Origin of the sequence: Sphingomonas sp. PAMC 26617, assembly GCF_000242835.1 — a bacterium.
Lineage (GTDB): Bacteria > Pseudomonadota > Alphaproteobacteria > Sphingomonadales > Sphingomonadaceae > Sphingomonas.
Genome location: NZ_JH594425.1, coordinates 1 through 12,445 on the forward strand (window position 1 = coordinate 1; position 12,445 = coordinate 12,445).

The following is a 12,445-nucleotide window of genomic DNA, read 5'->3' on the forward strand; positions in this document are numbered from 1 at the left end:
GTGCGCTCAGTATCGCTACTCGTCGTTCGTTGCTCCGAACGAAGCCGCGCTGAACATCACGCAGTCGCTCTACACGATCCGCCTCGGCGCGCGCTTCACCTTCTAAGCCGCGTTCCGAAGCTTCCTGGATCAACTGGCCGCCGTTCCTTCGGGAACGGCGGCTTTTTTTTGCCTGGAAAGGGCGGTGCGCCCGCCACTATGCCGCCCCCCGTTCGCCCTGAGCGAAGTCGAAGGGCCTGCGCAACGCACAGGGCTTCGACTTCGCTCAGCCCGAACGGAAGCTGGGACTGCACGGAAGGCTTGCGCCTCGCCTAAAACGCCCCCGCCTCAGCCGCCGCCTTTGCATAGATCGAATTGATCGGCCGCGAGAACAGCCGCCCGACCATCGGCTCGAAGAACGACAGCGGCGCGCTTTCGAACGCGGGGTCAAACGCCGCCTGGTCGTATTTCTCGCAAAATTCCGCGCACGCCTCGAAATGCGGATGCCCGCGATACGCCTCACGCAAGTCGCGATCCGCGCCGATGTAATGGAAGAAATAATAGCCCTGGAACACGCCGTGCGTATTGGCGATCCAGTGGAGTTCCTCCGAAACGAATGGCCGCAGCATCGCGGCGGCGATCTCGGGGTGGTTATACGTCCCCAGCGTGTCGCCGATGTCGTGGAGCAACGCCATCACGACATACGCCTCGTCGCGGCCATCCAGATGCGCGCGGGTTGCGGTCTGGAGCGAATGTTGCAGCCGGTCGACCGGAAACCCGCCGTAGTCGCCATCGAGCAGCTTGAGATGCGTCAGCACGCGTCCCGGCAAGGTCTTGGCGAAATCGCCGAAATGCGACCCGATGATCCGCCAGTCGGCCTGGGTGCCGTGCTCCATCGCGGTGAACTGCGCGCGCTCGGGCATGTCGTTCATGGCTATCCTTTCCAAGGGTACGGGCCGCATCTGCCGCGCGGCATCGTGCCCTGATCATAGCGCGCTTTGCGCTTCCCGCCAGCCGGGCTAGAACGCGCGCCATGCCGCTGACCACAAAGCCCACCGTCTTCTCGCGGCCGTTCTTCGAGGACAAGAGCCGAGCCTTCTGGACGCTGCAGGCGGCCGGCTGGACCGGCTATCTCATCCTGCGCGGCGTCTCGAGCGTCTCCAACGCCAGCGAAGTCTCGGTCATCATCCCGGTCGTGATCGAATCGATCGTCGGCTACAGCATCACGCTGCTGCTCTCGACGCTGTACCAGATGTACCGCCGCCAGCCGCGACTCGCAATGGCGCTGCTGACGATCGCGACACTCGCGGTCGCCACCCTGCTCTACGCGGTGCTCGACGCCTTCTCCTTCTCGTTCATCAAATCCTCGACCCCGGGGCTGACGGTCAGCCTCGTGCTCGGCACGATCTTCCTCAACTTCACCGTGCTCGCGGGGTGGACCGCGCTGTATTTCGGGATCAATTTCTATCTGATCGTCGAGGAACAGATCGACCAGCTCGCCACGCTCGAGAACACCGCGTCGTCGGCGCAGCTCGCGATGCTGCGCTATCAGCTCAACCCGCATTTCCTGTTCAACACGCTCAATTCGATCTCGACTTTGGTGCTGCTCAAGGAAACCGAGCGCGCCAATGCGATGCTCGGGCGGCTGTCCGCCTTCCTGCGCTACACGCTCGCCAACGAGCCGACCGCGCATGTCACGGTGCAGCAGGAATTCGAGACGCTGAAGCTGTATCTCGAGATCGAGAAGATGCGATTCGAGGAACGGCTGCGCCCGCATTTCGAGGTCGACCCGCGCGCCGCGCGCGCGCGGCTGCCCTCGTTGCTGCTCCAGCCGCTGGTGGAAAACGCCATCAAGTACGCGGTGACCCCCCAGGAAGATGGCGCGGATATCAGCGTCAGCGCGCGGCTCAACGGGGATCGGGTGCAGATCGTCGTATCCGACACCGGTCCCGGGTTGAACGAAGCCAAGGCTCGGACAAGCGTTTCCGCGAGCCAACCCCTTTCCACCGGGGTCGGGCTTGCCAATATCAGGGAGAGACTGGCCCAAGCGTTCGGGCCGGACCACAAGTTCGAGACACGATCGATCCCGGGGGGCGGATTCGGGGTCGAGATTGAAATCCCGTTCCAGCTCGAGGAACCGAAGAAAGAGGCCGCATGACGATCCGAACCATCCTCGTCGACGACGAGAAACTCGCCACCCAGGGGCTTCAGCTCCGGCTGGCGGCGCATGAAGACATCGAGATCATCGACACCTGCCAGAACGGCCGCGAGGCGATCCGCAGCATCAAGACGCACAAGCCCGACCTGGTCTTCCTCGACATCCAGATGCCGGGGTTCGACGGCTTCTCGGTCGTCCAGGGGCTGATGGAGGTCGAGCCCCCGCTGTTCGTCTTCGTCACCGCTTATTCCGACCACGCGCTCAAGGCGTTCGAAACGGATGCGGTCGATTATCTGATGAAGCCGGTCGAGGAGAGCCGCCTCGCCGACACGCTCGACCGTGTCCGCCAGCGCCTGTCCGAGAAGCGCGGCGCGGTCGAGGTCGACCGGCTCAAGGAAGTGATCGCCGAAATCGCGCCCGATTCGGTCGAGAACCTCACCGACGGCGGCGAGCAGGTGTCGGCCAACCGCTTCGAGAAGCTCATCAACATCAAGGATCGCGGGCAGATCTTCCGGGTCGATGTCGACACGATCGAGCGGATCGACGCCGCGGGCGACTACATGTGCATCTACACCGGCGACAACACGCTGATCCTGCGCGAGACGATGAAAGATCTCGAGAAGCGCCTTGATCCGCGCCGATTCCAGCGGGTGCATCGCTCGACCATCGTCAACCTCGACCTGGTCAAGGAAGTGAAGCCGCATACCAATGGCGAATGCTTCCTGGTGCTCCAGTCGAACGCCCAGGTGAAGGTGTCGCGATCGTATCGCGACGTGGTCGCGCGCTTCGTGCACTAACTGAAAGCTCCCCTCCCCTTCAGGGGAGGGGCTTGAGAAGAAGAGTTTAGCCCTCTGCGCCCTCGGCCGGCCGCTCGAACCAGGCCTCGACCTCGCCCGAGAGCTTCAACGTCAGAGGCTGCCCATGCCGGTCGACCTTCTTGCCGAGCGCGACGCGGATCCAGCCTTCCGAGCGGCAATATTCCTCGACGTCGGTGCGCTCGGCACCCTTGAAGCGGATTCCGATCCCGCGCGCCAGCTTGTCCTCGTCGAAGAACGGGCTGCGCGGGTTGGAGGAGAGGCGGTCGGGGGGGAGATCGGTGTCGGTCATGATGGTCGCGCTCATGACGCAAAACGCAGCAATAGGCCAGACACGAAAACGGCGCGGACCTAAGCCCGCGCCGTCTTTCAGCCCCCGTCTTTCAACTTCCGCGCCCGTCAGCGTTCAATCGCAGACGCGGACCCGGACGTAATCGTCGTAATAGCGATCATAGCGCCGCTCCACCCAGCACCGGCCCCAGTCGCGCTGCGAGCGATAGGCGTAATAGCCGTCGTTCGGATAATAGCCGTGGCTCCGGTAATAGCCGTCGTCGTAATAGGGCTGATATCCGCGCTGGCGGTAATAATCGTCGCGGTAGCGGTCGTTCCGGTTCGACGTCAGCGCCGCGCCGATCGCAAGTCCGGCGATCCCGGCAACGACGGCAGTCCCCGCACCGTTGTTATAGCCGCGATACCCGCCGCGATAGCCACCGTAACCACCATAGCCGCCGTGCCAGCCACCGCCACGCCAGCGCTGTGCGTCGGCGGGTGCCGCCGCGGTCAATGCAGTCGCGGCGAGCGCGAGGCCGAGACCGGCTTTCTTCAAAAAGCTGTTCATGTCCAATCTCCTCAATCCAGCAGGCCCTCAGTCCGCAACCAAACGCATGGGGGGCTAGCGTGTTGCAAGAGATGCCGGAGTCGGCCTTAACCGACACGGAATACACCGTTTAGCGGGCGTTCACTTTGGCGACGCCGCCGCGCACGCCCGTCAATGGGGCCACTGTGCGCTACCGAACGTTTCCGCTACAGTAACACCCGAAACGGAGTCGCCGGATGTTCGTAGATTTCCAGAATGGCTGGCCGCCGCCCGAACCGTGGGAACCCAAGCCCGCGCCGCCGCGCATGTCCAAACGCGCCGAAACGCTGACCACGTGGATCATCGGCTTCAATCTGGTGATGCTGCTCGTCGGTCCGCTCGCAGGGGCGACGCTGTTTGATGCGGTGATGGTGCTGTTCCACCGCTGAGCCTCGCAACGCCCCCCGGCGCGACCGCCGGGGGAACGAAACAATCTCGCGATCAGAAGCCGTACGACAACCGGGCGTAGCCGAACTGCCCCGGCAGGTCATAGGTCGTGGGGTCGAAATTGGCGCTGTCGCAGGTGAAGCACTGCGGCGGAGCCTTGTTGAAGATGTTGTTGACCCCGAGCGTCAGCCGCCAGCGATTGTCCATCCACGACGGCGAGACATAGACCTGTGCATCGCCGTAGAAGGTCGCGCCCATCGTGTGGATCCCGTCGCGCTCGTCGACCTTGCTGATGTAGCGCCCGGTGAAGGACACGCCGTAGTTGCGCGTCGACCAGTCGAGCGTCGCGTTGACCTTGCCGCGCGGATAGGCCTGGTCCGGGCTCCCCCGCTCGGTCCCGGCATATTCCTGGACCGGCGCGCCGAGATCGGCGGGCGGCAGGATGTTGTACTTGATCAGATACGCCGCATTGACCGTCAGCCCGATCGTCCCGCCCCGAACGGTGGGCGAGCGGAACAGGAAGGTCCCGTCGAGCCCCTCGGTCTGGATCGCATTGAGGTTGAGCAGCCGTCCGTTGATCCCCGCGATCTGCCCCGATCCGGTGCGCCGCACCGCTGCGCAACTGACCGGATCCGCATTGAAGGCGCACCGCGTGAGCGTCAGCGTCGCGGGCACCGAGTCGATCGCATTGGCGAGGTCGATCTTGTAGTAATTGACCTCGAGGCTGAGCGCGCGCGAGAAACCGCGTGCCCAGGACGGGCTGTAGACGCCCCCCGCGGTCCAGGTCTTGGCGGTTTCGGGGCGCAGCGCGGTGTTCCCCTGCGAGAAGACGCCAAGCTGCCCGCCGGTGGGCTCGGCATAGCTGCCGCTTGCCGGGACGCCGTTGGCGATGCAGTTCGCCCGGACGGTCGCGTTGGTCTGGAACGCGCCCCCCGCCGCGCTGGTGCACGGATCGTTGATCGTCGCATCGAACCGTGACGGGCCCGCGTACAATTCGCCGATGCTCGGCGCGCGGAGCGATTCCGCATAGCCACCGCGCAGCAGCAGGTCGGCGACCGGCTTCCACAGCCCCGAGGCGGTAAAGGTGGTGTTGCTGCCGAACGACGAATAGTTCGAATGCCGCACCGCGCCGTCGAATTCGAGCCGGTTGAAGAACGGCTGGTCCTTGAGGATCGGGACACGCAACTCGCCATAGATCTCATCGACGTTGAACCCACCCCGCGCCGGGCTGGTCGGCACGTCCGCACCAAGCCCCGCGACGATCAGCGGGTCGGGATCGTAGCTCGCATATTGGTCGCGATGTTCGTAGCCGATCGCCACGCCGACCGCGCCCGCCGGCAGGTCGAACAGCTCGCCCGACAGGTTGGCGGTGAAGTCCCACAATTGCTGGAAGCTCTTGTCGCGTTCATCGAAGGTCACGTATTTCAGCATTGCCGGGGTGATTGACCCCGCCCCGCCGACCGTCGCGCCGCCGAAGATGTTGAACGGCACGCAATCCCCGGTGCAATTGGCGACCGGCCCGAGTGCGCGCGCGAGGTTCGCCGCGTTAACGTTGCCCGTGAACAACTGATGCGCATCGTTCAAGCCGTAGACGCCGTTGACGTCCCAATACCATTTATGGTCGCCGACATGGAAAGACCCGTCGAGCCCCATCGTTGCCGAGAAGGTATCGACGTCCTGCGTGAAGACGCGCTGGCCACCCTCGACGAAGCGCCGGCGGATCGTCGAGTAATTGGCGGGCGTCCCATCCGCGCCCGACGACAGGGTCACCCCGAACGGGTTGTACGGATTGGTCCGGTCGATCGAGATCGTGTCGAGCAGGTTGCCGTTGCCCGCATCCGGCCCGACGAACAGCGGCAGGAACGCGGCTTCGGTCGTCGAATGGCGATGGGTGTAGACCAGCTTGGTGCGGAAATTGATCGTATCCGACAACGCCTGCTTGAAGTTGAGGAACCCGCCATAGCGTTCGGACGGGGTCAGCAGGTAATTGTACGGTGCGAAGTTCCAGCTATCGGTCGACGAGGAATAGCGCCGGAAGTCGGTCGGGAAGACGCTGTTGCGGCCGATCACGGGGGCATTGAGCGTATAGCTCCCGCCCAGCACGTCATACCGCCCGCTCGGCGTCGCGCTCGAACAGCCCCCTGCCGCGCAGCTCGTCGCGCCCGGGGTCGGCCATTGCGAGATCGCACGGTTGGCGGTGCTCACCCCCTCCTGCTTGGTATAGTTCCCGCCGAACACGACCGAGGTCCCGCTCGCCTTGTTCTGGATGCCGTAGCTCGCCTCGTAATTCTGCGTGTGGCCATCGCCCTGGCGATAGGTGCCGAATTGCCCCGATGCCTTGAGCCCGACCTGCGATTGCTTGGTGATGATGTTGACGACGCCCGCCACCGCATCCGACCCGTAAAGCGGCGACGCGCCCGACTGAAGCACTTCGATCCGCTCGATCATGTTGGTCGGCAACGTGTTGAGATCGACCGACGCGGGGATGCCCCCCGCCGCCGATCCGTTCACGAAGCGCAACCCGTCGACGAGGATCAGCGTCCGCTTGGCTGCGAGATAGCGCAGGTCGACTTCTGCCGACCCCGAGCTGACCCCGGTGCCATCCGGCGGCCCGCCGATATTGCCGGCATTGTTGGTCTTGGTGTTCAGCCCGCCCGCCGCGCTCGGCAGCCGCTGGAGCACATCGGCGACCGAGGTGAGCCCGGTCCGCGCGATCGAGGTCTGGTCGACGGTGACGACGGGCTTGTCGGAATCGAGCGGACTGCGGCGGATTCGCGATCCGGTCACGACGATATCCCCGTCGGCGGCGGCCGCCGTATCGGCGCCAACCGGTGTCGCGGTCTGCGCCTGCGCCGGCAGCGCGCCGAGCGCGGTGACGAGGGCGATTGCAGTGGTCCCCAGAATATTTCGTATCGTATTGTCGCGCATGGTTATTCCCCCTGTTCACGCCGATCCGACATCTTCCCCTGATATCTTTCGTTAATTTGAAACATTGTTTCTGTTTATGACAAGCAAGATCGCCAAATCGTCCCGTTTTGGGGCCCTACTGTGGTTTATGGGATACACCGTTCGCCGCCCCTCGGAGGTCCGGGATATTCCGGCCCAAAGACCGAAAATCCGCGTTTTCCGGGGGTCGCGGCGTCGCGCTGGCGATGACCGCATGATTCTATTAACCCCTGAACGATATCAGGCATTTGCGGAGAGGATCGAGCGAACGGAGTGTCTCGATGCGTACGACTCACGAAGTCGCGAGGCTGGATGCCTTGCGGCAACTGAACCTGCTGGATACGCCGGCGAGCGAAAGCTTCGACCGGATCACGCGCATGGCCGCGCAGATCTTCGGCGTGCCGGTCGCGGCGGTGTCGCTCACCGACAGCGACCGCCAGTGGTTCAAGTCGCGCGTCGGCGTCGCGGAGCCATCCATGCCCCGCGCGGACGCGCCCTGTTCGGAAGTCGTGGAAACCGCCGGGATGGTGATCATCCCCGACCTCGCCACCGATCCGGTCTATGCCGACAGCACGATCGGCCGGAAGGGCTTTCGCTTCTATGCCGGCGCCCCGCTCGTCACCGCGGACGGCCACGGTCTCGGCGCCTTGTGCGTCCTCGGGACCGAACCGCGCACCGCCACCGAGCCGGAGATCAAGGCGCTCCGCGATCTTGCCGCGATGGTGATGGCGCAGATCGAGATGCAACATTCGCTGGGCCGCACCGATCCGGTCACCGGACTGCCCAACCGCTTGCAGTTCTTCGAGAATCTCGACGATCTCGCGCGCGAGCATCCCGGCCAGCTGCGCTTCGTCGCTCTGGTCGACCTGGCGCGCGGGGATCAGGTCGACAGCCTGATCCGCGTTCTCGGCACCAACTTCATCGACGAGTTCGTCAAACTCGCGGCGCGGACCGTGGCCGGGCTGATCGGCACGCACCGAACCCTCTATCACGTCGGGGAAACCCAGTTCGCGTTGATCTCCGAACCCGGGCATTCGCTCGATTCCTATCACGCGATCCTCGAGGCGGGGATGAAGGCGTCGGTCGTTTCCTCGAGCGCGCGTTTCGTGACGACACTGACCGCGGGGATCGCGCCGGTGACGCTCGGCACGATGCGGTCGCGCGACGCGCTGCGCGCGGCGCACAGCGCGGCGCAGGATGCGCGCAATAGCGAGGGCGCGATCGGCGTCTTCTCGCCCGCGATGGATGGGCCGCACCTGCGCAATTTCGATCTGCTGCGCGCGTTCGGCACCGCGCTGGAACAGGACGACGAGCTCTGCCTCGCCTATCAGCCGCGCATCGACCTCGCGACCGGGCGCTGCATCGGCGCGGAGGCGCTGCTGCGGTGGTGCCATCCCTCGCTCGGCAACGTGTCGCCCGCCGAATTCATCCCGGTCATCGAAAACACCGCGCTCGCGCGCGCGACGACCGCCTTCGTGCTCGACACCGGGCTGGCGCAGGTCCGCGCGTGGCAGGTCGCCGGGCTGCGCGTCCCGCTCGCGATCAACATTTCCGCGGCCAATCTGGAGGAGGAGGATTTCGCGCTCAACCTCCAGCTGCTGCTCGCCAAGCACCAGGTCCCCGCCGCGATGGTCGAGCTCGAACTGACCGAGAGCGCGGTGATGGCGGATGGCGACAACGGGCTCGCGCGGCTCGAGGCGTTGCGCGCGATCGGGGTGCGGATCGCGATCGACGATTTCGGGACCGGTCACAGCAGCCTCGCCTATCTCCAGCGGCTTCCCGCGCAGATCATCAAGATCGACCAGTCGTTCGTGCGCGGCATGGGCGAAGGCAATGCGCGCGACCGGATCCTCGTCCGCACGATGATCTCGCTCGCGCGCCAGCTCGGGCTTCAGGTCGTCGCCGAGGGGGTCGAGACCGCTGCGGTCGACGCCGCGCTGGCGGCGATGGGGTGCGAGGAGGCGCAGGGCTATTTCTACGCGCGCCCGCTTGCCGCCGACGTGTTCGCGACGTGGTACCGCCGCTTCAACGCGACCCCGCGACCCGCGCACCGCGCGGCCTGACCGCGCGCCACCACGGCAGGTTTGGCACTGCTTCGCTTTATTCGTTCGCGGCGCTTCCGCACGCCAATTCAAGCTGATAGCCTCATCTTCGGGGTTCGATAACGGGGGTATACAATGCAACGGATCGGCAAGTGCTGGCTCTTTCTCGCAGCAGGCACGGCCGCGCTGGCGAGTGGCACCGCCGCCGCGCAAACCCCGCAGGCGCAGTTCAACGCCGCGCAGGCCGCATTCGCCAAGGCCGATTACGCCACCGCCGTCACCGCCTATCGCGCCGCGCTGGCGGGGATCCCGCCGACCGCGCGATCGGCCGCGGTGATTCGCGCGCGGCTGGCATATGCGCTGCATAGGGCCGGGGAGTTCGAGCCCGCGATCGCGGAGGCAACGCTGTCGGTCCGCGCCTTTACCGCGCAGAAGGTGACGCGCGACGACGATCTCTCGACCGCGCTGTTCCTCCTGGGCAGCCTCCACCTCGGGGGCGCGACGAATGCGCAGGCGATCACCGAGCTGCAACAGGCGATCGCCGCGGAAACCAGTTCGGCGGGTCCCGAGGCGCTGACCACCCGCTACACGCTCGCGCTGGCGGCGCTGACCGAGCAACCCGATCTCGCCGCCACCACGATCGACGCGATCCGCGCCGATGCGCCGCGCTTCGCCGGATTGCCCAGGACCGACCAGGCCAACATGCTCAGCATCCGCGCGGTCGCCGAGCTCAACCGCGGACAGCCGAGGCTCGCCGCCGCGCTCATCGAAAAGGCGCTCGACCTGACCGGGCGGACGACGACCCAGGTCACGATCAGCCAGGTCCGCATCCGCGGCAACGCCGCGCTCATCTATGCGCGGCTCGGCAACCAGGAGAATGTCCGGCAGTATCTGACCTATTCCGGCGCGGGGCATTTGCCCGACAGCAGCTGGCTCCAGGATTCGGACCGCGACCTCCCGGTCTGCGGCGGCGATATCGCGCCGCAGGACGTCGCGGTGGTCGAATTCGCGATCGGCGACGACGGCCGCGTGATCGGCGCGACCCCGGTCTTTGCGAGCAAGCCCGGCCCGCTCGGCAGCGTGTTCGCCGCGAGCGTGCAGGGCTGGCGCTGGCAACCCAGCGCGGTCGCCAAGCTCAACGCGTTCTGGCGCCAGTCGGTCCGGCTCGAGCTGCGCTGCGTCAAGCGCCCGCCCGCGCTCGCGCTGATCGATCCGTTCCGCGAGCGCACGCGCGACTGGCTGACGGAAATCCACGCCGACCCGGACGTCGTCTCCCCCGCGTTCGACCCCGAGAAGCCCGGCCCGGGCGCGATCCCGCAGGGGCTCGCCGCGGTCTACAATTCCAAGGACCCACGCAGCCGGGCGACCGCGCAGGACTCGCTCGATTCGCTGCTGGTTTCGCTCAACGCCCCCGTCGAGGTCCGCGCCTTTGCGCTGGTCGCCGGATCGAGCGGCGGCAAGCGCTTCGCCACGCGCAGCGGCTACGAGGGGGACAGGGCCCGCCGGTTCGCCGCCGTGCTCGCCAGGTTCGAGACGCAGCCCGGCGCGGAGCGCGTGCGGGCGTGGCTCCGCACCGAACAGGCGCTCGCGCTCGAGGCGGCCGGATCGCTTCCGCCCGCGCGCGCGCTGCTCGAGACCGTGATCGCGACCCCGCCCGCGACGCTTCCGCAGGACGACCCGATCCGCAGCCTCGCGCAGCTCCATCTCGCGCTGATCGACAAGCGCAGCGGCGCGCCCGCGGTCGCCGACCAGCGGCTCGCCGCCGCCGGGATCACGCCCGAGCAATGTTCGCTGCTCGACGTCCGCCCGGTCGCGCGGAACACCGCGATCTCGGACAGCGCCTTCCCGGCCGAGGCGCAACGCTGGCGCTTCGAGGGGAGCGCGCGCGTCGCGTTCGACATCGCCGCGGACGGGCATGTCACCGACGTCCGCACCGTGATCGCCTATCCGCCGTTCGTGTTCGGGCCATCGTCCGAAAGGGCGGTCGCGCAGTTCCGCTATCTGCCGCCGACGCTCGGCAACGAAGTGCTCGGCTGCGTCGGCCAGGCGCAGAACGTCATCTATCGGATGCCGGACTGACCCCCAGCAGCGTATCGACCAGCCGCGCGATCTCGCCCGGCCGGAACGCGCCCGCCTGCACCGTCACGATCCGCCCGCGCGGGTCGATCACGAAGGTCGTCGGCACCGCGCCGCCGCGCGGGCGATACGGCTCGGTGATCCCGGTCGCGACGGGCACGCGCATCGCCGCCGCCTGCCGGTCGAGCAGCCGCGGCTCGGTCCGCGTCCCCGCATCGATCGCGAACACCGCGACGCGTGCGCTGCCATGATGCGCGAGCACCGCATCGAGCTCGGTCAGCTCGCGCTTGCACGGCGCGCACCAGCTCGCCCAGAAGTTGAGGATCACCACCCGGCCCGCCAGACTGCGCGAATCGACCGCGCCGCCGCCGTATAGCTGGACGGTGAAGGCGGGGGCCTGTTCCCCCGCCGGGGCCGCCGCGGGAAGCGGCGCCGCAAGCGCGAGCACGACCGCGACGGCACCGATCCTATGCTGCACCCCTGCTCCCCCCGCTACCGCGCCCCGGCGATCCACCCCCGCGCTGACTCGACCGCCGTAGCAGAGCCACAAGCGCCGTGTCGCGCAAGCCGTTGGTTCCAGGCGCGGTCGAACCGTCGGGCGGCGTGCCGGCGCCCCCGCCCCGCTCAGTCCGCCGGGTCTCCGCCAGCCGCGCCCCCCGGCGCCTCGGGCAGATCCACCCCCGCGAGCGACCACGGCAGTTCATGGACGAAGCGCGGGTCCATCCCCGTCCCGTCCGACCCGTCGACGTCGTCGAACGCCGCCGCATCCCCGAACGCATCCGCGGCATCGCGCCAATAGGGCGGCTCGAGCTGCCCCCAATGCTGCTCGTCGCGCCAGTCGACCTTGACCAGCCCCGGGCCATTGTCGTCGAGCCGCTGCGCGATAGCATCGTCCCCGCCTTGCGCGATCCGCGCATCCGCCGCGCGCCGCCGCAGCGCGCAGGCCTCGACCGCCTCGGCAATCGCGGCGGCGGCGGTCGCATCGAGCGTCACCCCGGCGAAATCGTGGAGCGTCGCCGCCAGCGCATCCTGCCGCGCGGCCCCGGTGGCAGCGTCGGCGTCGTGCGGTTCCGCCACGTGCTCGGCGGCAGCCCCTGCCACCGCCCCAGCCGCCGCCCTGCGCGCGCTCCCGCGCCGCGTGACCGTCCGCACCGTGGCGGAGGCGTGCGCGACCGCCGTGCCCGCG

General features: G+C 67.1%; 10 protein-coding genes and 1 pseudogene. 5 read left to right on the forward strand and 6 right to left on the reverse strand.

What is annotated here, in order from left to right; genetic code table 11:
• Positions 1-311: 311 nt before the first annotated feature.
• Entirely contained in the window at positions 312-902 is a 591-nt protein-coding gene (locus RH91_RS00005) for an HD domain-containing protein (protein WP_010160391.1), read from the reverse strand.
• Between the two features lie 110 nt (positions 903-1,012).
• Here RH91_RS00005 and RH91_RS00010 point away from each other — a divergent pair, with 110 nt between their 5' ends.
• Both RH91_RS00010 and RH91_RS00015 read left to right on the forward strand, forming a co-directional pair.
• Complete coding sequence (locus RH91_RS00010; protein WP_010160392.1) at positions 1,013-2,137, forward strand: sensor histidine kinase; 1,125 nt, start codon at positions 1,013-1,015, stop codon at positions 2,135-2,137.
• Positions 2,134-2,934: a LytR/AlgR family response regulator transcription factor gene (locus tag RH91_RS00015; protein WP_010160393.1), complete on the forward strand. Its 801-nt coding sequence runs from the start codon at positions 2,134-2,136 to the stop codon at positions 2,932-2,934. The genes RH91_RS00010 and RH91_RS00015 overlap by 4 nt, the downstream gene beginning before the upstream one ends.
• Positions 2,935-2,980: 46 nt before the next feature.
• Here RH91_RS00015 and RH91_RS00020 read toward each other — a convergent pair whose 3' ends face one another.
• Positions 2,981-3,259, reverse strand: a complete 279-nt coding sequence (locus RH91_RS00020) for a DUF3297 family protein (protein WP_010160394.1) — start codon at positions 3,257-3,259, stop codon at positions 2,981-2,983.
• A 99-nt stretch (positions 3,260-3,358) separates the two neighbouring features.
• Positions 3,359-3,790, reverse strand: coding sequence for a hypothetical protein (locus RH91_RS00025; protein WP_010160395.1), 432 nt, complete (start codon positions 3,788-3,790; stop codon positions 3,359-3,361).
• Positions 3,791-4,005: 215 nt separating this feature from the next.
• Here RH91_RS00025 and RH91_RS00030 point away from each other — a divergent pair, with 215 nt between their 5' ends.
• Positions 4,006-4,197 (forward strand): hypothetical protein, encoded by a 192-nt coding sequence (locus RH91_RS00030; RefSeq protein ID WP_010160396.1) that lies wholly within the window; start codon positions 4,006-4,008, stop codon positions 4,195-4,197.
• A 52-nt stretch (positions 4,198-4,249) separates the two neighbouring features.
• Here RH91_RS00030 and RH91_RS00035 read toward each other — a convergent pair whose 3' ends face one another.
• Positions 4,250-7,123, reverse strand: a complete 2,874-nt coding sequence (locus tag RH91_RS00035; protein WP_010160398.1) for a TonB-dependent receptor domain-containing protein — start codon at positions 7,121-7,123, stop codon at positions 4,250-4,252.
• Positions 7,124-7,422: 299 nt separating this feature from the next.
• Between RH91_RS00035 and RH91_RS00040 the strand changes: the two genes are divergently transcribed.
• Positions 7,423-9,204, forward strand: coding sequence for a putative bifunctional diguanylate cyclase/phosphodiesterase (locus RH91_RS00040; protein ID WP_010160399.1), 1,782 nt, complete (start codon positions 7,423-7,425; stop codon positions 9,202-9,204).
• A 114-nt stretch (positions 9,205-9,318) separates the two neighbouring features.
• Complete coding sequence (locus tag RH91_RS00045; RefSeq protein ID WP_010160400.1) at positions 9,319-11,262, forward strand: energy transducer TonB; 1,944 nt, start codon at positions 9,319-9,321, stop codon at positions 11,260-11,262.
• Here the strand turns inward: RH91_RS00045 and RH91_RS00050 are convergent.
• Both RH91_RS00050 and RH91_RS00055 read right to left on the reverse strand, forming a co-directional pair.
• Positions 11,240-11,737 carry a TlpA family protein disulfide reductase gene (locus RH91_RS00050; protein ID WP_010160401.1) on the reverse strand — a complete coding sequence of 166 codons (498 nt, stop codon included), beginning with the start codon at positions 11,735-11,737 and terminating at the stop codon, positions 11,240-11,242. The genes RH91_RS00045 and RH91_RS00050 overlap by 23 nt on opposite strands.
• Positions 11,738-11,883: 146 nt before the next feature.
• A pseudogene (locus tag RH91_RS00055) lies at positions 11,884-12,445 on the reverse strand (hypothetical protein); the annotation flags it as partial.

What these genes read in the sequence shown, in the direction of transcription:
- RH91_RS00005 (WP_010160391.1), bottom strand. Translation starts at nt 902, where the DNA reads ATGCCCGAGCGCGCGCAGTTCACCGCGATGGAGCACGGCACCCAGGCC.
- RH91_RS00010 (WP_010160392.1), top strand. Translation starts at nt 1,013, where the DNA reads ATGCCGCTGACCACAAAGCCCACCGTCTTCTCGCGGCCGTTCTTCGAG.
- RH91_RS00015 (WP_010160393.1), top strand. Translation starts at nt 2,134, where the DNA reads ATGACGATCCGAACCATCCTCGTCGACGACGAGAAACTCGCCACCCAG.
- RH91_RS00020 (WP_010160394.1), bottom strand. Translation starts at nt 3,259, where the DNA reads ATGAGCGCGACCATCATGACCGACACCGATCTCCCCCCCGACCGCCTC.
- RH91_RS00025 (WP_010160395.1), bottom strand. Translation starts at nt 3,790, where the DNA reads ATGAACAGCTTTTTGAAGAAAGCCGGTCTCGGCCTCGCGCTCGCCGCG.
- RH91_RS00030 (WP_010160396.1), top strand. Translation starts at nt 4,006, where the DNA reads ATGTTCGTAGATTTCCAGAATGGCTGGCCGCCGCCCGAACCGTGGGAA.
- RH91_RS00035 (WP_010160398.1), bottom strand. Translation starts at nt 7,123, where the DNA reads ATGCGCGACAATACGATACGAAATATTCTGGGGACCACTGCAATCGCC.
- RH91_RS00040 (WP_010160399.1), top strand. Translation starts at nt 7,423, where the DNA reads ATGCGTACGACTCACGAAGTCGCGAGGCTGGATGCCTTGCGGCAACTG.
- RH91_RS00045 (WP_010160400.1), top strand. Translation starts at nt 9,319, where the DNA reads ATGCAACGGATCGGCAAGTGCTGGCTCTTTCTCGCAGCAGGCACGGCC.